This window comes from Candidatus Methylomirabilota bacterium (assembly GCA_035936835.1).
Lineage (GTDB): Bacteria > Methylomirabilota > Methylomirabilia > Rokubacteriales > CSP1-6 > AR37.
On record DASYVT010000019.1, the window covers coordinates 1 to 21,079 of the forward strand.

Annotated in this window: 23 protein-coding genes; 1 reads left to right on the forward strand and 22 read right to left on the reverse strand. The window is 69.9% G+C overall.

What is annotated here, in order from left to right:
* The 6 genes from VGV06_01510 to VGV06_01535 form a co-directional block, all read right to left on the reverse strand.
* On the reverse strand, nt 1–1,523 hold a 1,523-nt coding region (locus VGV06_01510; GenBank protein ID HEV2053831.1), incomplete at its 3' end, for a formate--tetrahydrofolate ligase.
* Nucleotides 1,495–1,911, reverse strand: coding sequence for a thioesterase family protein (locus VGV06_01515; protein HEV2053832.1), 417 nt, complete (start codon nt 1,909–1,911; stop codon nt 1,495–1,497). The genes VGV06_01510 and VGV06_01515, both read right to left, overlap by 29 nt.
* Before the next feature lie 39 nt (nt 1,912–1,950).
* On the reverse strand, nt 1,951–2,388 hold the full coding sequence (locus VGV06_01520; protein HEV2053833.1) for a cupin domain-containing protein: 438 nt from the start codon (nt 2,386–2,388) through the stop codon (nt 1,951–1,953).
* A gap of 15 nt (nt 2,389–2,403) precedes the next feature.
* Nucleotides 2,404–3,381 (reverse strand): AAA family ATPase, encoded by a 978-nt coding sequence (locus VGV06_01525; protein ID HEV2053834.1) that lies wholly within the window; start codon nt 3,379–3,381, stop codon nt 2,404–2,406.
* A gap of 3 nt (nt 3,382–3,384) precedes the next feature.
* Nucleotides 3,385–3,930: a bifunctional nuclease family protein gene (locus tag VGV06_01530; GenBank protein HEV2053835.1), complete on the reverse strand. Its 546-nt coding sequence runs from the start codon at nt 3,928–3,930 to the stop codon at nt 3,385–3,387.
* An 85-nt stretch (nt 3,931–4,015) separates the two neighbouring features.
* On the reverse strand, nt 4,016–5,221 hold the full coding sequence (locus tag VGV06_01535; protein ID HEV2053836.1) for an MFS transporter: 1,206 nt from the start codon (nt 5,219–5,221) through the stop codon (nt 4,016–4,018).
* 149 nt (nt 5,222–5,370) lie between these two features.
* Here VGV06_01535 and VGV06_01540 point away from each other — a divergent pair, with 149 nt between their 5' ends.
* On the forward strand, nt 5,371–6,207 hold the full coding sequence (locus tag VGV06_01540) for a hypothetical protein (GenBank protein HEV2053837.1): 837 nt from the start codon (nt 5,371–5,373) through the stop codon (nt 6,205–6,207).
* Between the two features lie 190 nt (nt 6,208–6,397).
* Here VGV06_01540 and VGV06_01545 read toward each other — a convergent pair whose 3' ends face one another.
* The 16 genes from VGV06_01545 to VGV06_01620 form a co-directional block, all read right to left on the reverse strand.
* A complete protein-coding gene (locus tag VGV06_01545; protein HEV2053838.1) occupies nt 6,398–7,243 on the reverse strand; it encodes a PHP domain-containing protein in 846 nt (281 codons plus the stop codon).
* On the reverse strand, nt 7,244–8,743 hold the full coding sequence (locus tag VGV06_01550; GenBank protein HEV2053839.1) for a leucyl aminopeptidase: 1,500 nt from the start codon (nt 8,741–8,743) through the stop codon (nt 7,244–7,246).
* A gap of 16 nt (nt 8,744–8,759) precedes the next feature.
* Complete coding sequence (locus VGV06_01555) at nt 8,760–9,233, reverse strand: NUDIX hydrolase (GenBank protein HEV2053840.1); 474 nt, start codon at nt 9,231–9,233, stop codon at nt 8,760–8,762.
* On the reverse strand, nt 9,233–10,063 hold the full coding sequence (locus VGV06_01560; GenBank protein HEV2053841.1) for a biotin/lipoate A/B protein ligase family protein: 831 nt from the start codon (nt 10,061–10,063) through the stop codon (nt 9,233–9,235). The genes VGV06_01555 and VGV06_01560 overlap by 1 nt, the downstream gene beginning before the upstream one ends.
* On the reverse strand, nt 10,060–11,532 hold the full coding sequence (gene gcvPB / locus VGV06_01565; GenBank protein HEV2053842.1) for an aminomethyl-transferring glycine dehydrogenase subunit GcvPB: 1,473 nt from the start codon (nt 11,530–11,532) through the stop codon (nt 10,060–10,062). Before gcvPB ends, VGV06_01560 begins: the two co-directional genes overlap by 4 nt.
* Nucleotides 11,533–11,539: 7 nt before the next feature.
* Nucleotides 11,540–12,883, reverse strand: coding sequence for an aminomethyl-transferring glycine dehydrogenase subunit GcvPA (gene gcvPA / locus VGV06_01570; protein HEV2053843.1), 1,344 nt, complete (start codon nt 12,881–12,883; stop codon nt 11,540–11,542).
* A 4-nt stretch (nt 12,884–12,887) separates the two neighbouring features.
* Nucleotides 12,888–13,280: a glycine cleavage system protein GcvH gene (gene gcvH, locus VGV06_01575; GenBank protein HEV2053844.1), complete on the reverse strand. Its 393-nt coding sequence runs from the start codon at nt 13,278–13,280 to the stop codon at nt 12,888–12,890.
* Nucleotides 13,281–13,289: 9 nt separating this feature from the next.
* Nucleotides 13,290–14,402 carry a glycine cleavage system aminomethyltransferase GcvT gene (gene gcvT / locus VGV06_01580; protein ID HEV2053845.1) on the reverse strand — a complete coding sequence of 371 codons (1,113 nt, stop codon included), beginning with the start codon at nt 14,400–14,402 and terminating at the stop codon, nt 13,290–13,292.
* Nucleotides 14,403–14,496: 94 nt separating this feature from the next.
* A complete protein-coding gene (locus VGV06_01585) occupies nt 14,497–14,934 on the reverse strand; it encodes a glycine zipper family protein (protein ID HEV2053846.1) in 438 nt (145 codons plus the stop codon).
* A 43-nt stretch (nt 14,935–14,977) separates the two neighbouring features.
* A complete protein-coding gene (locus tag VGV06_01590; GenBank protein HEV2053847.1) occupies nt 14,978–16,306 on the reverse strand; it encodes an aspartate aminotransferase family protein in 1,329 nt (442 codons plus the stop codon).
* The gene (locus tag VGV06_01595) at nt 16,303–17,247 is read right to left on the reverse strand and encodes a biotin-dependent carboxyltransferase family protein (GenBank protein ID HEV2053848.1); all 945 of its coding nucleotides are present in this window, start codon (nt 17,245–17,247) and stop codon (nt 16,303–16,305) included. Before VGV06_01595 ends, VGV06_01590 begins: the two co-directional genes overlap by 4 nt.
* Nucleotides 17,247–17,978, reverse strand: a complete 732-nt coding sequence (pxpB, locus tag VGV06_01600) for a 5-oxoprolinase subunit PxpB (protein ID HEV2053849.1) — start codon at nt 17,976–17,978, stop codon at nt 17,247–17,249. Before pxpB ends, VGV06_01595 begins: the two co-directional genes overlap by 1 nt.
* Nucleotides 17,979–17,981: 3 nt before the next feature.
* Nucleotides 17,982–18,770: a putative hydro-lyase gene (locus VGV06_01605; GenBank protein HEV2053850.1), complete on the reverse strand. Its 789-nt coding sequence runs from the start codon at nt 18,768–18,770 to the stop codon at nt 17,982–17,984.
* A gap of 30 nt (nt 18,771–18,800) precedes the next feature.
* Nucleotides 18,801–19,781, reverse strand: a complete 981-nt coding sequence (locus VGV06_01610; protein HEV2053851.1) for a hydroxyacid dehydrogenase — start codon at nt 19,779–19,781, stop codon at nt 18,801–18,803.
* Nucleotides 19,782–19,791: 10 nt separating this feature from the next.
* Complete coding sequence (locus VGV06_01615; protein ID HEV2053852.1) at nt 19,792–20,286, reverse strand: GNAT family N-acetyltransferase; 495 nt, start codon at nt 20,284–20,286, stop codon at nt 19,792–19,794.
* A gap of 19 nt (nt 20,287–20,305) precedes the next feature.
* A complete protein-coding gene (locus VGV06_01620; protein ID HEV2053853.1) occupies nt 20,306–21,031 on the reverse strand; it encodes a class I SAM-dependent methyltransferase in 726 nt (241 codons plus the stop codon).
* Between the last annotated feature and the right edge of the window lie 48 nt (nt 21,032–21,079).

Here is a 21,079-nt window from a genome sequence, read left to right on the forward strand (position 1 = left end):
GAGATCCGCAGGTCGTTGATCGTGATCCGGAAACCGCGCGGCCGGTTGAGCAGGGTCGGGTCGTCGGACAGCGACCGCTGGGTCTTGGCCACGCAGACGGGCAACCGGCCGTAGCCGAGCGCCTCGGCCTGAGCGATCTGACGGTCCACCTTCTTCGGGTATTCGACTCCGTCCGCGCCGTAGATGCGGGTGGCGATGGTCTCCAGCTTGGCCTTCACGGAGGCGTCGAGCGGGTAGAGCGGCGCGAAGGCCGAGCGCTCGGTCTCGAGGAGCTTGAGGAGCCCACGCGCGAGGTCCTCGCCCCCTTCCCCGCCCCTGCCGAAGACATCCGCCACGTAGGCCTGCACTCCGAGCCTGCCGCAGCGGTCGAGGACGGCCTGGTACTCGCGCTCGGTGTCGGTCGGGTAGCGGTTGAGCCCGACCAGCACCGGCACCTTGAACTGGCGGACGCAGGCGACGTGGGCGTCGAGGTTGTCGAGGCCGCGGACGAGCGCCTCCACGTTCTCCTTGCCCAGCTCGGGCAACGGCACGCCGCCGTGGTACTTGAACGCGCGCGCCGTCGCCACGATCATGGCCGCGTCGGGCCGGAGCCCAGCCAGCCGGCACTTGATGTCGAAGAACTTTTCGGCGCCGAGGTCGGTCGCGAAGCCGGCCTCGGTGAGGCAGATGTCGCCGAGCTTGAGCGCCATGCGCGTCGCGACGACGGAGTTGCAGCCGTGGGCGATATTGCCGAAGGGCCCGCCATGGACGAGGGCCGGCGTCCCCTCCATGGTCTGGACGAGGTTCGGGTGGACGGCGTCGCGGAGCAAGGCCGCCATGGCACCCGTGACCTTGAGCTCGTCGGCGAGGACGGCCGTGCCGTCGGGCTTGAGCGCCACCAGCATGCGGCCGAGTCGCGCCTTCAGATCGCTCAGATCCTCGGCCAGGCACATCGCCGCCATGATCTCCGAGGCGGGGGTGATGAGGAAACCCGCCTCGCGCGGCACGCCGTCCATTCGGCCGCCAAGCCCCACGACCACGTTGCGGAGCGCTCGGTCGTTGACGTCCAGTACGCGCCGCCACAGCACCTGGCGCACGTCCATGCCGAGCGCGTTGCCGTGGTGGAGGTGATTGTCCACGGCGGCGGCGAGGAGATTGTGGGCGGAGGTGACCGCGTGGAAGTCGCCCGTGAAGTGAAGGTTGATGTCCTCCATGGGCACGACCTGGGAGCGGCCGCCGCCCGTGCCGCCACCCTTCATGCCGAGCGTGGGACCTATCGAAGGCTCGCGGAGCGCGATGACGGGCCGCGCGCCCACACGCCACAGCGCCTGGCCGAGACCGATCGTCATCGTGGTCTTGCCGTCGCCGGCAGGCGTCGGGGTGATCGCCGAAACCACGACGAGCTTGCCGTCAGGCACGGCGCTCCGGGCGTGGAGCGCCGGCAGCAGCACCTTGGCCTTGTCGCGGCCATACGGCAGCCATTCCTCCTCCGCGAGCCCCAGCTCGCGGGCGATGTCAGCGATCGGTCGGGTCGAGGTCGGCATCCGGCATGATCTCCTTGAGCCAGTCGGGCAGCGCGATCATCTTGGCCGTGGCGGGGTCACAGCAGGCGTGCCGCGTGAACCCCGTGGCCACGAGCTCCTTGGCCTCGTTCCTGATCTCGTACGAGAAGGTGAAGCTCGCCCGCTTGCGCAGGCTGACGCGCGAGCTGACCTCGAGAAGGTCGTCGAGCTTGGCGGGCTTGACGTACTTCACGAAGGCCTCCACGACGGGCATGTGGATGCGCTTGTCCACCTCGGACATCGGCAGGTCCCTCTGCCTCAGGTACTCGACGCGGGCGACCTCGAAGTAGGTCAGGTAGTTGCCGTAGTAGACGACCGACATGGTGTCGGTGTCCTTGTAGCGGACGCGAATGTGGGTCACCGAGGGCATCGAGCGGCCATCCTACCACCGCTCCGGAACATTTGCGGATCAGATGTCGACGTTTTCCTCGGCGACGGATTTGCGGGCGGTCATGTTGAAGCGGCCGTCGTAGATCGGGCGGCCCTGCGTTGTCGGCCCCTGGTACTGGCAGAAGAGCATCAGCCCGCCGGTCTTCGTCACGAGCGGCGGCTCGAAGTGCGGGTCGGGGTAGAAGAGCATCGTCCCGGGCCCGTACATCGTCTCCCCGATTTCGAACTCGCCCTCGAGGATGTACCAGACCTGTGCGAAGTCGTGCGTGTGGAAGGGGTGGTGGGAGCCGGGCTCGTAGCGCACGAGGCCGGCGTTGGGCTCGGTGGGGCGCTCGGGGCGCGGGTGGAACAGCATCTTGCTCCACTGGCCGGGCCAGCGCAGCGTCTCCCACGGCCGGTCGTCGGCGTGAACCGCCTCCATCGGCATGTGTCCCATGCTTAGCACCGTCTCGCTCATGTTGGCTCCCGTCTGTTAGAGGTACTGTCCGTAGCGGATCTTCTCGACCATCTCCCGCGTGCGGCGGTAGCGGTCGATCTGCTGGAGGAGATCTTGCGTCGTGACGAGCCCGTTGTCCTGCCCCTGCCCCGCCGCGTGGACCTTCTGCTCGAGCGCCCGCCGGTTGATTTCAGAAAGCTCGGCGCCGCTCATGCCGCCCATCGGGGGCAAGAGCGAGCGGTAGTCGAGGGCCGCGAAGAGGGTGCGCCCCGCGTTGCCCTCGGCGCGTTTCCGCGCCAGTTCGAGGATCTCCTGCTGGTCGGGACCGTCCGGCAGCGTCACCTCGACGAGGCGATCAAGACGACCCGGGGCGACCAGCGAGGCGTCGACCGAGTCCGTGCGGCTCGTGGAGCCGATGGCGAGCATCCGCGAGAAGTCGTCGAGGGCATCGAGCTTTTCGCAGAGCGCCGCCACCAGGCGCGCGGAGGCCTCCCGCGCCTGCGCGGGCGGGAGCAGGTGCTCGAGCGACAGCGCGTTGGCCTCGTCGAGGAAGAGCACGCCCTTGCCCTGCTCCTTCGCGACGGCGAGGATCTCCTGCAGCAGCTCGCCGGTGTTCGGGCCGAACTTGGAGGTCAGGTTCATCAGCTTGAGGTGGTAGAAGACCGAGCTCGTCTCGGTGGCGAGCGCGCGGGCCAGCAGCGACTTGCCCGTACCGGGCGGGCCGTAGAGCAGGACGCCCTTGGGCGGCGTGATGCCCCACTTGCGGTAGAGCTCGGGGTCGGTCAGCGCCGTCGCGAAGCTCCGCACGATGCTCTTGGCCTCGCGGAGCCCTCCGATCTGGGCAAACGTCGTCTCGGGCTTGATCCGCACCACCACGCGCCCGGAGAGATCCCCGAACTTTTCCCCGAGCTTGGCGAAGACGTCGTCGATGCGGCGCTGGATGGCCCACTCGTGACTGTCGAGGTCCCCGCCTTCCGCCGGCGCGCCGGCGCCCGCGGGCTCGTCCCGGGCCATCGGCTAGATGCGCGGCGCCGGGGACGGACCCGGCAGAAGCTCGGACTTGTCGAACACGCGGTCCTCGACGAGCACCGGCGCCTTGGCGCGGATCGCGAGCGCGATGGCGTCGGACGGGCGCGCGTCGAGCTGCATCTCCTTGCCGCCCGCGTCGAGGAACACAGTGGCGTAGTAGATCCCGTCCTTGAGATCCGTGATGACCACGCGAGTGACCGTGACCTTGAGCCGGCCGAAGAGCGTCAGGAAGAGATCGTGGGTCAGCGGTCGCGGCGGAACGCGATTCTCGAGAGGATAGACGATACCGGTTGCCTCCGCCGCGCCGATCGCCATGCCGAAGCTCCGGCGGTCGCGGAGGCCCTGCAGGATCACGGTGGGCTGGAGGCTCGCGGAATCGAGGAAGAGCCCGACTACTCCGGCCTCTTGCGGGCCGGCCTCCTGCGGGCCGGCGGGCGCGGGCGTCTGCGCGGGCAGGCACGCGGGCGCGGCGGCGAGCGCGGCGGCAATGAGGAGCGGCAGTCCGACGTGCGGCACCCGTGCGAGCCTCGCCATCTTCACCCTCCTCCGGCGCGCCTGCGCGCCACGCGCGCCATGCGCGCCATGCGCGCCAGCAGTATCGGGCCCGGGTCGGGCCAAGTCAAATCGCATGGGACGCCTTGACTGCGTGGCCAACGCGGAGCCGGAAGGAGAGGAGGAAACCAGCCGCCAGCAGGAACGTCAGCGTGCTCCACATGACGCCGTATCCCAGGCCGTGAGCGAGGTAGCCGAAGACGATGGACCCCAGCGCGTTGCCAACGAGAAAGACCGCGCTGAAGATGCCGACCACGCCTCCCCGCCGGGCCTCCGGGGTCACGTCCATCAGGAGCGCCGCGAGCGCCGGGTAGAGGAAGCCGTGGGCGCCGCCCGCCAGCAGCCCGGCCAGGAAGAGAAACGGCACGACGGGCGCGGTCATGTGCGGCTGCACCAGGAGCGCCATGGCGGTCAGCAGCGCTGCGGAGGCAGCTTGCACGAACATGGAGGGGATGATGGTCGCGCGCCGCCCGCGCGTGTCGATGAGGTTCCCGCCACCCACGCGCACTCCCACCGCCGCGATGGCGTAGGCGGTGTAGAAGAGGCTGACGCTGTGGACGCCCAAGCCCTCGCCGAAGGTCGGCACGAAGGTGAACATGACGCCCGTCCCGAGCCCGAAGAAGAAGGTCAGCGCCATGTGCAGCCGAAAGACCTCGGCCAGCCCCGCGCGCAGCGAGCCGATCCCCGGTCCATCGCCCAATGTCGGCGGGCGGATCCCGCGGGTCGTAACCACGAGGCAGGCCGAAACGCCGCCCAGCAGCACTGACAGCGCGAAGAGCCAGTGGAAACCCAGGCGGTTCACGATGATCTCCCCCGCGACGGGAGCGAGCGCGGTGCCGAGGAAGCCGGAGGCGCCGTAGATGCCGAGCGCCCAGCCCCGGCGCTCCACCGGCACGAGGTCCACCACGTGCAGGTAGTTCGCGACGAAAAAGGCCGAGAAGCCCAGCCCCTGGACGACGCGGAGCGCGGCCAGCAGCGCCAGCGAGTGGAGCACCAGGAAGGCGGCGGAGGAGACGATAAGCAGGGACACGCCGAGCGTCATGAAAAAACGGCGGCCGACACGATCGAGCCAGAGTCCGATCACGGGCTGGCAGACGATGCCGGCGGCGCTGTAGACGCCCTGGACCAGGCCGATCTCGGCCTCCGTCCCGCCCAGTCGGTGGACGTACAGCGGCAGGAGGATGAAACAGCTGAGGCTCGACATGAAGAAGAAGCTCGTGAGCGTCGCCCGCGCGAAGGGCCCGTTGGCGACGAGATCGAGCCCGCGGATCACGAACGTTGCGGCCCGCTTTCGCCGACGCGTAGAATGGCCGCGACCATGACGTGCGTTGCCATGACTCCTGTTAGAATTTCCGTTGCCATGACTCTTGCTAAATGTAGCACGCGCGGAGAGTAGGCCCGCCGCTGGACACCATTGAGCAGGTGTTCGAAGAGACTCTGGGCTTGCCCCAGGCAGGACGCGGCAGGCTCGAGGCACCGAAGGCTCTTCAGAGCTGGCCCGGCATCGTGCACGGCGGCTGCCTCGTTGGGTTAGTAGACGCCGCCGCGATACGGCTCGGCCGCGCCCCGGGCCCCCGCCGCGTCGACGGGCGCCTGACCTCGTCCGTCCCGATCGAGACGGCGCTCGATCTCCAGGTTGACCGGAGCAACGACGCCGTCGGCCTCACGATTCTCAAGGACGGCCATACGCTGACGAGCGGCAGCGTCGCCGACCTGCCGGCGGCGCCCGCGACGGCGCGCGCGTGGACCGGCGGCGGCGACGGCTCTCCCCTGCCCATGTCGGACTACTGCCTGGCCTGCGGCGCGGGCAACCCGCTCGGCCTCCAGGTGGCGCTGTCCTTCGACGAGGAAGGCGTCTGGGCGCGACTGACTCCGCGCGCGCCTTGGCGCGCGGGCGGCGACCGCCTCCACCCGGCGGTGGCGCCCGTGCTGCTCGACGAGGTCGCGTGGTGGCTGGGAGCGCTCGTGATGAAGGAAGGCGGCCTGACCAACCGTCTCGCCGTCAGCCTCCACGAGCCCGACGCGCCATTCGACGGCACGCTCGTCGCGTCCGGGCGCTTCGCTGACGTGGCGCCGGTAGACCGCAAGCGGACCTTCTGGCGGACCGAGAGCACGCTGAGCACGTCGTCGGGCACGCTCATCGCCACCGCGTCCATCGTCTTCCGCGGCGGCGCAGACTACTCGGAGCGGCAGATGGCCTACTTCAAGCCGCGCACTCCCCCCGAAGTCTTCCAGAGAATGTTCCCCAACTATTCCTGAACAAGCCTCCCATGACCGGGCGGGTGGCGTCGGGGGCGGCCGGAGCGCGGCCTGCGGAGTGGGCCCTCCCCAAGTGTGCGCAGCCCGCAGGGCTGCGATTCACGCCAGGGTAGGGTGGCGAAGCTGGTCGCGCGCCGGCCGCCCCCGACGACAGGACCCGCCCGCCTCGCGGTGCGGCAATCGCGGAGAACTAGGACGCGAGCGCGGCTCGAGAGGCGGCGGCCTTGGCGCGGAGGGCGTCGACCGCGGACATGGGAACCGCGGGAGAGCCCAGGCTGGCGGCGCGCACCTTGGGGCCGTGGAAATCCGAGCCGCCCGTGGCGACCAGGTCGTGGTCCTTGCAGATCTGCAGATACGCCGCGCGCTGGGCGGCCGAGTGCTCGGCGTAGTAGCACTCGATGCCCATGAGGCCGGCGGCGATGAGCCCGGGGATCAGCGCGTCGCGGTCGGCGAGCCCCGGGTGCGCGAAGACCGGCACGCCGCCCGCTTTCCGGATCAGCCGGACCGCATCCGCCGGCGTGAGCTTCTTCCTCTGCACGTGCCCGGGCTTGCCCGAGCCCAGGTACTTGTCGAAGGCCTCGCGCACCGTCTTGACGTAGCCGCGCGCGACCATGACCTGCGCCACGTGCGGGCGCCCCGCCGAGCCCTCCTTGACGATCGCGAAGACCTCGTCGGCCTCGAGCGGCATGCCGAGGGCGGCCAGCCGCTCGACCATCCGGTGGACGCGCTCGCGCCGCTCCCGCCGCTGCTCGCGGCAGAACTCCTGGAACCACGGCGCCTGCCAGTCCATGAGGTAGCCCAGGACGTGGATCTCGGCGCCCTCGACGTCGCAGTTGATCTCGATGCCCGGGAGGATTTCGAGCGGACGGCTGCGCGCGGCGGCCGCCATGGCCTCGACCAACCCCTCGGTCGAGTCGTGGTCGGTGATGGCGAGAACGCGCACACCGCGTCTGGACGCTTCCGCCACGAGCTCGGACGGTGTGTAGGTCCCGTCGGACGCGGTCGTGTGGGTGTGAAGGTCTACGCCGCCGGGCATCTACCGCTTGCCGGCGAGCGCCGAGAGGTACGCGAGCAGCGTGCGCACTCCGACGCCCGTGCCGCCCTTGGGCCCGAGCGGCAGCTCGCGCTCGGTGAAGGCCGTGCCGGCGATGTCGAGGTGCGCCCACGGGCGGCCGTCGGTGAAGTCGCGCATGAAGAGGCCGGCCACGATGGCGCCGCCGCCGCGCTGGCTCGAGATGTTGTTGAGGTCGGCGATGTCGCTCTTGAGCCCTTCCTTGTACTCGTCGTGCAGCGGCAGCCGCCACATCTTCTCCCCGGCGGCCTCGGCGGCGCCCAGCACGCGATCCGCGAGGCCGTCGTCGGTCGCGAAGACGCCGGAGAGACCCATGCCGAGCGCGACCACGATGGCGCCCGTCAGCGTCGCGAGGTCGAGCATCTCGTCCGGCTTGATCTCCTTCGCCGCGTACGCCAGCGCGTCGGCGAGGGTGAGCCGCCCCTCCGCGTCGGTGTTGCCAATCTCGATCGTGAGCCCGTTCATGGCGCGCACCACGTCCCCCGGACGCTGCGCGGTGCCGGAGGGCATGTTCTCGGTAGCGGCGATGAGGCCGTGGACCTCGACCGGCAGCGCGAGCTTGGGCAGCGCCTGAAAGAGCCCCAGCACCGCGGCCGCGCCCGACATGTCGTCCTTCATCCGGTACATGCCGTCGGCCGGCTTGAGGTCGAGGCCGCCCGAGTCGAAGGTGATGCCCTTGCCGATGACGACGACGCGCTTCCGCGCGCGTCCCTTCGGCTTGTACGTCAGGTGGATGAACTTCGGCGGCTCGTGGCTGCCCTGGGCGACGCCGACGTAGGCGCCCATGCCGAGCCTGGCGCAGTCCGCGCGCTCGAGCACCTTGATTCCGAGGCGCCCCGCCCGGGCGATCTCTTGCGCGCGCCGCGCGAGGTAGGCGGGCGTCACCACGTTGGCGGGCTCGTTGACGAGGTCGCGCGCGAGACAGGTGGCCGCGGCCCAGGTCTCCCCCGCCCGCATCCCGTCCTCGGCGGCGGCCTGGCTCCGCCGCTCGGGCTCGCTCACCGCCAGCGAATCGAGGCGCTTCGGGCTCTTCTCCTTGAGGTACTTGTCGAAGCGGTACGTGCCGAGCACCGCGCCTTCCGCGGTCGCCTGGGCGCGGGCTCGCGCCGGCACCCCGTCGGCGGCGAGGTACGCCGCGGCGCTCCGCGCGCCGAGATCGCGGGCGCGGCGCGCGGCGGCCGACGCGGCCCGGCGCACGGCCTCGGCGTCGCTGCCCTTCTTCGGGCCGAGCCCCGCCACGAGCACGCGTGCCGCGCGCAGGCGGCCGTCCGTGTGGACGTGACTCACCTGCCCGATCTTTCCCTCGAACTTCTCGGCAGCCATGACCTTGGAGAGCAGGCCGCCGAGCTTTTTGTCCACCGCAGCCAGCGCTCCGGTGACCTTCGCGTCGTCCGAGTGACGGCCTAAGATGAGCGCGTCGGCGCGGACCTCGGTGAGGCCGCTTGTGTCGAGGGAGAGCTTCATCGAATCGGCCTCCTAGTTAGATGTCTGTGGCTGATTGGTTGCTTTGGGCTGTTGCGGCTCGTTGGATGGCGCGGGCCCGCTGGACCATGTCCGCGAGCCCGTCGGTGGTGTCGTATTGGCCGAGGTCGTCCACGGCGACCCAGCGGACTTCAGCGGCGTCGCTGCCCGCCTGGAGCCGTCCGCCCACGGACTCGGCGACGTAGTCGATGATCACGTAGTGGTAGCGGACCGCGTCCCCTTCGCGCAGGACGCGGTCGATGACGCCGCAGAGGCCGAGGACGCGCACGTGCAGCCCCGACTCTTCCTCGATCTCGCGCACCAGCGCGGCCTCGATGCGCTCGCCGAGATGGACGAGTCCGCCCGGGATGCTCCACTTTCCCTGGCTCGGCGGGCGGCCGCGCCGCGCGAGCAGCACCCGCTCGCCGTCGAGGACCACGGCGCCCACGCCGACCCGCGGGGCGTCGGGAAATTCACGCGCGGCCCCGGCCATCAGATGACGCTGAGCGCGCGCGGGGCGCGGCCGGCCCGCGTCCAGCCGTCGGTCGCGTACTTCTCGCGCTCGAGCATCGCGGCCAGCGCCGCTTCGTCCTCCGACAAGCCGCCCAGCTCGAGCGTGAGCCCATGCGCCGTGCGGAAGCCCTCGGCGAGCGCCTCGGTGGCTTCATCAAAGGACGGGCGCCGGCCCAACACGGCCTCGAGGGTCGTCATGTCCGCCAGCGGGTCGCGCCCACCGGGGAAGACGCGCCGCAGCCGCCCGGGCTCGGCCCCCAGCATGATGGCGCCGTGCTGGAGGAAGGCCGCGCCCTGCCGCCGCTGGGCGCTGCCCACGAGCTTGCGGCCGTCCACCTCCAGCTCGAAGGAGCCGGTCCGCGCGAAGCAGAAGGCGGGCATCGCCGCCGGATCCGAGGGCTGGACGGGCACCATCTCGACGGGCGCACCCAGCGCGCGCAGGCCGGCCAGGAGCCCTTCGCCGATCCAGCGGTATGTCTCGAGGAGGTCGGCCGCGCCGTCGAAGTCGCCCGCCGCCGCCGCGACGCTGTAGGTGATCTCGAGATCGGGGCCCTCGTGGAGGATGGCGCTGCCCCCCGTCGCCCGCCTGACGAGGCCGACACCCATCGCCTCCGCGGCCCCCGTGTCGATCCGGCCGTCGAGCCGCTGGCCGTAGCCGAGCGAGATCGTAGGCGGCGCCCAGGCGAAGAAGCGGAGCGTGGGCGGAGCGCCGTGGCGCAGCCGCCCGAGCAGCAGCGCCTCGTCGAGCGCCATGTTGGCGGCGCCGTCCAGCGGCTCGGTGACGAGGAGCCGGAACGTGGGGAGTGTCACTTGGCCTGGGGCGTCCACTTGAGGCGCGGCTGGCGCGCGGCGCCCGTCTGGTCGAGACGGCGCACCGGCGTCGTCACAGGGGCGTCGTGGATCAGCTGCGGGTTTTCCCGCGCCTCGCGCGCGATCCGGATCATGGCGTCGCAGAACTCGTCGAGCGTCTCCTTGGACTCGGTCTCGGTCGGCTCGATCATCAGCGCTTCTTCCACGATCATCGGGAAATACGTCGTCGGCGCGTAGAAGCCCAAGTCGAGAAGGCGCTTGGCGATGTCGGTGGCCGTGACGCCGAGCTTCTTCTGCCGCCGCGCCGAGAGCACGCACTCGTGCATGCAGGGCCCGGGCGCGGAGCGGTCGTACTCTCCCTCAAGGCGGCTCAGGATGTAGTTGGCGTTGAGGACGGCGTTGTCGGAGACCGCGCGCAGGCCGTCGGGGCCCATGGTGCGGATGTAGGTCCACGCCCGCACAAGCATGCCGAAGTTGCCCCAGAACGCCTGGAGCTTACCGATGGACTGCGGCCGGTTCCAGTCAAAAGCGTACTCGTCGCCGTCCTTGACGAGGACGGGCGTGGGCAGGAACGGCGCGAGATGGTCCTTGATGCCGACAGGCCCCGCGCCGGGGCCGCCGCCGCCATGCGGTGTCGTGAAGGTCTTGTGCAGGTTGAAGTGGCACACGTCGAAGCCCAGGTCACCGGGGCGCGTGATACCGAGGATGGCGTTGAAGTTGGCGCCGTCCATGTAGACCTGCACGCCCTTGGCGTGGCACATCTCGGTGATCTGGTGGATTTTGGACTCGAAGAGGCCGAGCGTGTTGGGTTGGGTGATCATGAAGGCCGCGATGTCGTTTCCTAGGTGCCGCTCGAGGTCGAGCAGATCCACGTCGCCGTTGGCCTCACTCTTGAGCTCCACCACCGAGTAGCCCGCCAGCGCCGTCGAGGCTGGGTTGGTCCCGTGGGCCGAGTCGGGGATGAGGACCTTGGTGCGCCGCTCGCCTCGCGCGAGGTGGTAGGCGCGGATCATCAGCACCCCGGCCAGCTCGCCCTGCGCGCCTGCCGCGGGCTGGAGCGAGACGTGGTTCATGCCCGAGACTTCCGCCAGGTCCCGCGACAGCTCGTGCATGAGCTGGAGCGCCCCTTGTGCGGCAGCCTCGGGCGTGAGCGGGTGCAGGCGGGCGAAGCCCGCGAGCCGCGCCATGTCCTCGTTGATCTTCGGGTTGTACTTCATGGTGCAGGAGCCGAGCGGGTAGAAGTGCGTGTCCACACCGTAGTTCATCTGGCTCAGGCGCGAGTAGTGGCGGACGACGTCCACCTCCGACACCTCGGGCAGCTCGGGCGGCGTCGCGCGGAGGTGCTCTTTCGGCAGGAGCTGGGCCGGGTCGCTCACGGGGACGTCGCACTCCGGCAGCGAGTGGGCGTGGCGGCCGGGACAGGACAGCTCGAAGATCAACTTGTCGTAGCCGGGCTTGGCGATGTGCATGGGCGCCTCAGGCCACCGCCGCGGCCAGCGCCGCGGCATACGCGTCGATCTCGCCGCGGGTGCGCTTCTCTGTCACGGCCACGAGCAGGCAGTCCTTCTGGGTGCGGTCGAAGGCCTTGAGCGGCACGCCGGCCAGGATCTTCTCCTTCATCAAGCGCTTCGCCACGCGCTCCGGGGATTTCGGAAGCTCGAGGGTGAACTCCTTGAAGAAGGGCGCCGTGAAGCGGAGGCGCACCCCCGGGATTTTCGCGAACGTCTCGGCGGCGTAGTGCGCCTTGGCCGTGGACAGCTCTCCGACCTTGCGGATCCCGACCTTGCCCATGATGGAGACGTAGATCGTCGCCATCAGCGCGCAGAGGGCCACGTTGGTGCAGATGTTCGAGGTCGCCTTCTCGCGCCTGATGTGCTGCTCGCGGGTCTGGAGCGTAAGCACGAAGCCGCGCTGGCCGTCGAGGTCCACCGTGGCTCCGACGAGCCTGCCGGGCATCCGCCGCACCAGCTCTTGCTTCGCCGCGAACACGCCCAGGTTCGGGCCGCCGAAGCTCATCGGCACGCCGAGCCCCTGCCCCTCGCCCACGACCAGATCCGCGCCGAGCGCGCCGGGCGGGGTGAGCAGTCCCAGGTTCACCGGGTCGGCCACGACGACCAGGAGCGCGCCGGCCGCGTGCGCGATGTCGGCCGCCGCCTTGACGTCCTCGAGGCAGCCCAAGAAGTTCGGGTGCTGGATGACGACGGCGGCCGTCTGGCCCGAGACGGCCTTGCGGAGGGCGTCGAGGTCCGTCGCCCCGTCGCCGATCGGCGCCGATTTGAGTCGGATGCCCGGTCCCTCGCAGTACGTCTCGACGACCTGGCGATAGAGCGGGTTGACGCCCTTCGAGAGGACGATCACGTTCCGCTCCGTCACCGCGTGGGCCATCAGCGCGGCCTCGGCCACCGACGAGGCGCCGTCGTAGAGCGACGCGTTGGCGACGTCCATCCCGCATAGCTCCGCCATCATGCTCTGGTACTCGAAGATGGAGCGGAGCGTCCCCTGGCTCGCCTCGGGCTGGTAGGGCGTGTAGGCCGTGAAGAACTCGCCGCGCGAGATCAGGTGATTGATCGGGCTCGGCACGCTGTGGTCGTAGGAGCCCGCGCCCAGGAAACAGGCGTAGTCGTCGGCGTTGGCGTTCAGCGCCGAGAGTGCCCGCAGGTGGCGGACGAGGTCGGTCTCGGCCATGGCCGCGGGCACGTTGAGCGGGCGGGACAGACGCGCTTTGGCGGGAATCCGCTCCAGGAGGTCCTCGATCGATCCCACGCCGATCTGCGCCAGCATTTCCCGCTGCTGGGCTGGCGTATTGGAGATGTAGCGCATGGTCTCAGTGCCCCGCCGCGGCGATGAGCTTCTCGTAGTCGCCGGCCGGCATGAGCCCGTCCCACTCCTTGGCGCTGGCGAGCTTGATTACGATCATCCAGCCCTTACCGTAGGGATCGGCGTTCACGACCTCGGGCTTCTTGGGCAGCTCGACGTTGATCTCGACCACCTCGCCGCTGAGCGGCGCGAAGAGGTCCGAGACGGCCTTGACCGACTCGACCACCCCGAAGGTCTTCATGGCGGTGACCTTGGCGCCGACCTTGGGCAGCTCGACGAAGACCACGTCGCCCAGCTGCTCCTGGGCGAAGGCCGTGATGCCGACGCGGGCCTTGTCCCCCTCGAGCTTGGCCCACTCGTGCTCCTTGGTGTACCGCAGGTCTGCTGGAACATTCGCCATCGCGCTCTCCTAGATCTTCTTGGCGTGTGAGGGGACGAACGGAGTCTTGGCGACCCGCGTCCGGTGGGCCTGGCCGCGGATGTCCACGTCGAGCTCGGCGCCGACCGGTGCAAGGTCGGCCCGGACATATCCCATGCCGATGCAGCGCTCGAGGCTCGGCGAGAAGGAGCCGGAGGTGACGACGCCCACGGGGTCGCCGGCCTTGAGCAGGCGGTAGCCGTGGCGTGCCACGGCGCGCTCGGCCATCTCGAAGCCCACGAGCTTGCGCGTGACTCCCGCGGCCCTCATCGTCTCGATGGCCTTGCGCCCAACGAACTCGCCCTTGGCCGGCTTGACCACCCAGCCGAGCCCCGCTTCGAGCGGGTTCGTCGTCTCGTCGATGTCGTTGCCGGAGAGCGCGAACTTCATCTCAAGCCTCAGCGTGTCCCGCGCCCCGAGCCCGATGGGCTGTATGCCGTCGCGCTTGCCAGCATCCATCAGCGCGTGCCAGAGCGTCTCGAGCTGCGCCGCGGGCGCATACAGCTCGAAGCCGTCCTCGCCCGTATAGCCCGTGCGCGAGATGAGGCACGGCACGCCCGCGACGGCGCCCTGCGCGAAGTGATAGTAGGGGACGCGCGTCACGTCGCGGTCGGCCAGCCGCTGGACGAGCGCCTCCGCTTTGGGCCCCTGCACCGCCAGGAGCCCCGTTTCGGCACTCACGTTCGTCCAGCCGCCGCCTCTGCCGCCCTCGGTCACCCACGCCCAGTCCTTGTCGATATTGGAGGCGTTGACCGTCAGCATGTAGTGGTCTTCGGCCAGCCGGTACAGCGTCAGGTCGTCCACGATGCCGCCCTCGGGATAGCAGAGCAGCGAGTACTGGACCTGGCCCACGGCGAGCGTCGAGGCGTCATTCGTAGTGATCGTCTGAATCGCGGCGAGCGCGCCGGGCCCGCGCACCTCGAACTCGCCCATGTGGCTGATGTCGAAGAGCCCGACGGCCGAGCGGACGCAGCGGTGCTCCTCGATGATGCCCGTGTACTGGACGGGCATGTCCCAGCCGCCGAAGGGAACCATCTTGGCGCCGGCCGCGGCGTGGACGTCGCGCAATGGAGTCCGCTTGAGGGGAACCTGAGTGTCCGTCATGGCAGCCCCATCATCTTAATGGATGGGCTCCGGGGCCGCAATGGGAACTACGCCCCGACGCGGGATTCGCAACCGCGTCGGGGCGACGGCGCTGCTACTTCGTCGTGTAGCCTCTGGCGCTCATGCAGGCGCCGAAGGCCTGGTCGTAGCCCGCCTGTCCCTTCCCATACTGGCTCGTCCCGCCGTAGGCCGCGCCACCGACGCCGCCGGCCGCGGCGCCGATCGCCGCGCCCGTGCCCGCATGTCCGGTGGCCGCACCGATGGCGGCTCCTGCCGCCGCGCCGGTCAGCGCGCCGATGGCGAGGCCGATACCGGCGCCCTTCGCCGTGCTCGTTGTCGGATCCCAGCCCGTCTGCTGCTTGGCCCAGGTCTGGCACTCGCTCGTATCCTGCGCCTGCTGCTGGGTCGTCTGGCCCTTGGCCGGGTAAGCGTACACGTTGGGCGTGGCCGGCGTGGACGACGCGCAACCCGAAAGCGCCGCGGCGACCACGATGGCCGTCATCCCTGAAACGATGCGATTCGCTGTGGTCATGGGAACCCCCCCTTGCCGTCCATTATGCCTCGCCTCGCGCGCCCTACGCCTCTTTCTCGACGACGCTGCCGAACGCCTCGAGGAAGCGATCGACATCCGCATCGGCCATGGCCAGCGAGCAGCAGCCGAGCCCCCGCTGGGTCAGGAGCACGCCGTCGTTGAGAAGCGCCATGAAGGTGCGGAGCGGCCGCTCGGCGTCCGCGGGGCGGCTCGAGCGGTAGTCGGAGAGGCGCTTCTTCGTCCAGTGGATCCAGAAGAGCGAGCCGAGGCCCGTCACCTGCCCCGGCTGCTTGCGCTTGGACAGGACGCGCTTGACGCCCGCGCGCAGGCGATCGCCGAGCGCGTCGAGCCTCGCGTAGGCCTCGGGGGTCAGCTCCTGCATGGTCGCGACGCCGCCGGCCATGGTCACCGGGTTGGCGTTGAAGGTGCCGCCGTGGCTGATACGCCCCTTGCCGCCGCGCGGGTCGTAGTAGTTCATCACGTCGGCGCGACCGCCGAAGGCGCCGACGGCGAGCCCGCCGCCGATGATTTTGCCGAGCGTGGTCAGGTCCGGCCGGACGCCGAAGCGCTGCTGGACGCCGCCCGGGGCTACGCGAAATGAGATGACCTCGTCGAAGATCAAGACGATCCCGAGACGCTCGGTCACCTCTCGCAGGCGCTCGAGGAAGCCCGGCTGGGGCACGAGCAGGCCGGCGTTGGCCATGAGCGGGTCCACGATGAGCGCCGCGATGTCGCGCCCCTGCTTCTCGAGGATCTTCACGCACGCCTCGGCGTCGTTCCACGGCAGGACCACGGTGTGCTTGAGCACGGTGTCCGGCACGCCTGCCGAGTACGCGACGGGCTTCGGCCGCTTGCGCGAGCCCGACTTGGCCGGATCCGGCGAGACGCTCACCAGCACCCAGTCGTGCGTGCCGTGGTAGGCGCCCTCGAACTTGGCGAGCTTGCTCCGTCCCGTGAAGGCGCGCGCGGCGCGCACGGCGTTCATGGTCGCCTCGGTGCCGGAGTTGGCGAAGCGGACCACCTCCATGCTCGGGATACGCCGGGTCAGCAGCCCCGCCAGCTTGACCTCGTGCTCGCTCGGCCCGGGGAAGGACATGCCGCGCGTCGCCTGCTCGGCGACGGCCTCGACGACCGACGGGGGCGCGTGGCCCAGGATCAGGCTCGTGTAGTTGCCGTTGAAGTCGAGGCGCTCGGCGCCGTCGGCGTCCCAGATGCGGGGGCCAGCGCCGCGCGTGATGTAGAAGGGGTACGGGTCGAAGAAGGTCGTCGTGCGGCTGTTGCCGCCCGGCATGACCCGGAGCGCCTCCTCGTACATCTGGCGCGAGCGGGAGGTCTTGGCCTTGTAGTCGTTGACGAGAGTCTCGAGGGTCATGACGTTGCCTCCGTGTGTACCGCGTCGTCGAGCTCGCGGCGGTAGGCGCGCAGGAACTCGTGGGCTTCCGCCACGCTCACTTGACGGAAGCGCAGCCGCTGCCCCGGCTTGACCTGGGCCACTCGCCCGATGTCGAAGGAGCATACCGTGCCGATCTTTGTGTAGCCGCCCGTGGACTGCCGGTCGGCCAGGAGCACGATGGGCTGCCCGTCGCCGACCACCTGGATGCCGCCCAGGGCCACGCCGTCGGAGATGATGTCGTGGCCGCGCGTGTGCTCGATGCGCGCGCCGCGGAAGCGAGCGCCCATGCGGTCGCTCTGCGGCGTCATCTCGTACGGCGCGTCGAAGAGCGCCGCGATGCCGCGCTTGCTGAAGCGGTCGTCCTGGGGCCCGAGCACCACGCGCACCTTGGGCTCCACCGTGTAGTCGGGGATGATCTCCTCGTGGACCTCCGCGGGCGCGCCGCCCGAGGCGGAGCCGAGCGGCAGGCAGTCGCCCTTGCGAAGAGCGCGCCCTTCGAAGCCTCCGAGCTGGCCGCGGAGATAGGTCGCGCGCGAGCCGAGCGCGGGCGGCGTATCGATGCCCCCCGAGATGGCGAGATAGCCGCGCACGCCGGAACGTGCCGCTCCCAGCCTCAGCACGTCGCCCGCTTTCACCTCGAAGCCGGCCCAGCGCGGCATCTCCGACCCGTTCAGCGTGACGGGCATGTCGGCGCCCGTGGCGGCGATCCAGCGCTCGTCGGCGAACTCGATGCGCGGCCCGATGAGCGTGCACTCGAGGCCCGCGGCGTCGTCGGCGTTGCCGACAAGGCGATTGGCCAGAAGGAAGGCCTCGCGGTCCATCGGGCCCGACGGCGGGATGCCCACCCGCAGCGAGCCGCGGCGGCCGAGGTCCTGCACGGTCGTCTGCGGCCCCGCGTCGTGGATGAGGACGCTCGGCATCAGACGCGCTCCATGCGCGGGGTGTAGGTGCCCTCGGCCACGGCCGCGGCGATCGCGTCGTACTCAGCGCGCGTGATCATGCGGAAGCGGACGTGGTCGCCGGCCCGGAGCAGGATGGGGTCGCCGGCCGCCGGGTCGTACAGGCGCAGCGGAGTGCGACCGAGCACCCAGAAGCCGCCGGGGCTCTCGACCGAGTAGATGCAGCACTGGATGCCGCCGATGGCGACGCTGCCGGGCGGCGTCTTGGTCCGCGGCTGATCGAGCCGCGGGATCTCGAGTCGCGCGGGCATGCCCGTCATGTACGGCAGCCCCGGCGTGAAGCCGACGAAGTAGACGTAGTAGTCGGTCGAAGCGTGGAGCCGCGCGACCTCTTCCGGCGGCAAGCCCAGCTTCCGGGCCGCCGCCGCGAGCTCGAAGCCCAGGTCTTCACCGTAGCAGCACGGGATTTGGACCGTACGTGCCGGCGGCAGGACCTCGGGGCGCGCCTCACGGCACAGGGCGCGAAGGGATTTGGTCAGCTCGTCCCAGCCGACCGTGAAGGGGTCGTAGTAGACGAGCAGCGACCGGTAGCTCGGAACCGTCTCGGTGACGCCGCCGAGCGCCTTCTGCTGGATCAGGTACTCGAGCGCGAGAACCCGCGCGTTGACCTCGCGGTTGATGTCGTCGCCCAGCTCGACCGACAGCGCGAGGTCCCCGCAGGGCAGGAAGCGGGGCTCTGCATAGATCCCCACCGGCTAGAACGCCGCGAGGGTGGAGTTCGGGACGTCGGTGATGAACATGTGCCCCGGGCTGTGGGTGATCATGAACGAGGGCTTGGAGGCCAGCGCCACCGCCTGGGGCGTCACGCCGCAGGCCCAGAACATCGGGACTTCACCAGCCTCGATGCCGACGAAATCGCCCCAGTCGGGCTTCGAGATGTCCTTGATGCCGAGGTGCGCGGGATCGCCCACGTGCACCGGCGCGCCGTGGGCGCCGGGGAAGCGCGCCGAGGCCGTCACGGCCTTGGCGACCATCTGGTACGGGATGGGCCGCATCGAGACGACCATGGGGCCGTGGAAGCGGCCCGCCGGGCGGCAGGCGACGTTGGTCTTCCACATGGAGACGTTGCAGCCGCGATCCACGTGCCGCAGCGGGATGCCCGCGTCCATCAGCGCCCATTCGAAGGTGAAGGAGCAGCCGAGGAGGAAGGCGACGAGGTCGTCGCGCCAGAAGGCCTTCACGTCCGTCACCTCGTCCGCGAGCACGCCGTCCTTATAGATCCGGTAGCGCGGCAGGTCGGTGCGGAGGTCCGCCCCCGGCGCGACGCCGACGGGCTCGGGCGAGCCCACGTCCGTCACCTCGATCAGCGGACACGGGCGCGGGTTGCGCTGGCAGAAGAGGAGAAAGTCATAAGCATCGTCCTTGGGCAGCACGGCCATGTTGGCCTGGACGAAGCCCGGGCCCTGGCCGGCGGTGATCCCGCTCAGCTTCCCGCTGCGGATGTCGGCTCGGATCTCTCTCGGGTGGCGCGTGTCGATAGGCATCTCGTCCTCCGTGTCTGTGTGCCTCTGAGTCTACTTCAGGTGGCCGAGCTTGGGCCAGAGGTCTGGGTTGCCGAGCACGTGCGGCTTCTCGCCGCGAAGCACGCGCAGCATCTCGGCGCCGACCTGCATAGCCATGCCGCGGGTCGTCTCCTCGGTCACGCCGGCGATGTGCGGGCTCACGATCACGTTGTCGAGCTGGAGGAGACGGCTGTCGGAGGAGACCGGCTCCTCCTCGAACACGTCGATGCCCGCCGCGCGGATCTTGCCGCCCTCGAGCGCCACGCGCAGCGCGTCCTCATCCTGGACACCACCGCGAGAGGTGTTAATGAAGATCACGCCGGGCTTCATCAGGGCGATCGCCGCGGCGTCGATCATGTGGCGGGTTTCGCGCGTGAGGGGCGTGTGGCACGTGACGACGTCGGCCTGCCGGAGGACGGAGGCCATGTCCGGCATGGGCTCGACGCCGCGGTTTCGGACCTCATCGGCCGCCACGTACTTGTCGTAGCCGATCACGCGCATGCCCATGGCGCCCGCGATCTTCGCTATCCGACGCCCGATGTTGCCGACGCCGATGATGCCGAGCGTCCGCCCGTTCATCTCGAGGAAGCCCTGCCAGCGGCTCTTGCCCCAATCGGCCAGCCGCGTGCGCTTGTCCACGACCACCGCCTGCTTGGCGCAGGCCAGCATGAGCATGATCGCGTGCTCGGCGACGGAGTTGGAGTTGGAGCCCGGGGCGTGGACCACCGCAACGCCGAGGTCCGTGGCCGCCTCGAGGTCCACGATATCGAGCCCGGCGCCGTGACGGCCGATGACCTTGAGCTGCTTGCAGGCCGCCATCAGCGAGCGCGTGCAGTTGGGCTTGGTGCGGAAGAGAATGCCAGAGGCCTCCTGGGCGGCCTTGATCATCCCCGCTTCCGTCTCTTCGTTCGAGACGACCACGCGCGCTTCCGCTTCGAGCTGTTTGACGCCGTCCGGATGGATGGGGCCGGCAAGGACCACGAGGGGCTTCATGGGTCTCCTCTCAGAGATTGAGTGCCATCTGGATGATCTGCAGTGTTCGGTTGGACGGGAGCGTGTCCCGACGCCCGGTGTCCGTGAACCCGGCTCGCTCGTACAAGCGGGTGGCGACGACATTCCCCTCCGTCACCCACAGCTCGAGCCGGTCCAGGTCCCGAGAGCGCCCCCAGGCGATCGCAGCCTCGAGCAAGGCCCGCCCGGCGCCCTGCCCGCGGGCCGCGGGCTCGATCCACATCCCACCTACGTGGCCGGTCTTGGGGCGCTCCTTGTCGAAGAGCCCGAACGCCAGGCCCATTGGGCGTCCTTCCGCCTCTGCGACGAGCATCACCTGGCCGCCCGGCGCAGTCACAGACTCCGTGAGCTGGACCCAGTACGCGTCGGTCTGTTCGCGCGCTTCGGCGAGAGTTCGGGCGAAGGCATTCGGCGACTCGGCCAAGGCGCGGAGCCGCAGCTCCCGGAAAAGCGCCCACTCATGCCGGGCGAGCTCGCGGATGCTCACGCTGGGCCCTCATCGGGCGTTACTTAGTGGCCACGAGGACGATGCGGGGGGACTCGAGGACGAACGGGCGTCCGTCGAGGCCGCCGAAGAGCTCGACCTGGGACCAGCGCTCGGGGCGCAGCATGCGCAGAAGCTCGTGGGCGGAGTAGAGGCGAATCTCGGTCTGGCCCAGCAGGCGCTGCTGGTCCTCGAGCCACCAGTCCTGCTGGATCCGGCTCGTGCGCACGTCGAAGCGGTTCTTGACGCGGACCGTACCCTCCGGCAGCCGCACAGTCTCCTCGGGCGTCACGTCGTGGATGACGAAGTCGCGGTTGCGCGTGTCGAGGACGAAGGCGCCACCCGGCTTGAGCCCGGTGCAAAACCGGTCGAGGAGGAGGCGGTCCTCGTCGTCGGTGAAGAAGCCGATGCTCGAGAAGAGGTTCAAGGCGAGGTCGAACTCGCCGGAGAACTCCATGTCGCGCATGTCCTGCTTGACCAGCTGGAGCGGCAGGCCGGCGGTGTGAGCGCGCTCTTTCGCCCGGCCGAGCTCGGTCTCGGAAAGGTCCACGCCGGTGACGTCGAAGCCGCGCCGCGCGAGGGCGAGCGAGTGGCGCCCGAAGCCGCACGGCGCGTCGAGGACGCGCCCGCCGGCCGGCGGCCGCACGTAGCCGAGGATCCAGCCGACCTCGGTCTCGGCGTCCGCCTCGGACTCGAGCCCGCGGGAGATGGTGGGCCACGACTCCTCGAAGAATTTGCTGTCGAACACGGGCCGCATTATACCCAACACTGGTGTATAAAAGTCGGCGGCGTACAG

Bases quoted from the DNA above. Each gene is read 5' to 3' on its own strand.
- VGV06_01515 (HEV2053832.1), bottom strand. From the start codon at position 1,911: ATGCCCTCGGTGACCCACATTCGCGTCCGCTACAAGGACACCGACACC.
- VGV06_01520 (HEV2053833.1), bottom strand. From the start codon at position 2,388: ATGAGCGAGACGGTGCTAAGCATGGGACACATGCCGATGGAGGCGGTT.
- VGV06_01525 (HEV2053834.1), bottom strand. From the start codon at position 3,381: ATGGCCCGGGACGAGCCCGCGGGCGCCGGCGCGCCGGCGGAAGGCGGG.
- VGV06_01530 (HEV2053835.1), bottom strand. From the start codon at position 3,930: ATGGCGAGGCTCGCACGGGTGCCGCACGTCGGACTGCCGCTCCTCATT.
- VGV06_01545 (HEV2053838.1), bottom strand. From the start codon at position 7,243: ATGCCCGGCGGCGTAGACCTTCACACCCACACGACCGCGTCCGACGGG.
- VGV06_01550 (HEV2053839.1), bottom strand. From the start codon at position 8,743: ATGAAGCTCTCCCTCGACACAAGCGGCCTCACCGAGGTCCGCGCCGAC.
- VGV06_01555 (HEV2053840.1), bottom strand. From the start codon at position 9,233: ATGGCCGGGGCCGCGCGTGAATTTCCCGACGCCCCGCGGGTCGGCGTG.
- gcvPB (HEV2053842.1), bottom strand. From the start codon at position 11,532: ATGCACATCGCCAAGCCCGGCTACGACAAGTTGATCTTCGAGCTGTCC.
- gcvPA (HEV2053843.1), bottom strand. From the start codon at position 12,883: ATGCGCTACATCTCCAATACGCCAGCCCAGCAGCGGGAAATGCTGGCG.
- gcvH (HEV2053844.1), bottom strand. From the start codon at position 13,280: ATGGCGAATGTTCCAGCAGACCTGCGGTACACCAAGGAGCACGAGTGG.
- gcvT (HEV2053845.1), bottom strand. From the start codon at position 14,402: ATGACGGACACTCAGGTTCCCCTCAAGCGGACTCCATTGCGCGACGTC.
- VGV06_01585 (HEV2053846.1), bottom strand. From the start codon at position 14,934: ATGACCACAGCGAATCGCATCGTTTCAGGGATGACGGCCATCGTGGTC.
- VGV06_01590 (HEV2053847.1), bottom strand. From the start codon at position 16,306: ATGACCCTCGAGACTCTCGTCAACGACTACAAGGCCAAGACCTCCCGC.
- VGV06_01595 (HEV2053848.1), bottom strand. From the start codon at position 17,247: ATGCCGAGCGTCCTCATCCACGACGCGGGGCCGCAGACGACCGTGCAG.
- VGV06_01605 (HEV2053850.1), bottom strand. From the start codon at position 18,770: ATGCCTATCGACACGCGCCACCCGAGAGAGATCCGAGCCGACATCCGC.
- VGV06_01610 (HEV2053851.1), bottom strand. From the start codon at position 19,781: ATGAAGCCCCTCGTGGTCCTTGCCGGCCCCATCCATCCGGACGGCGTC.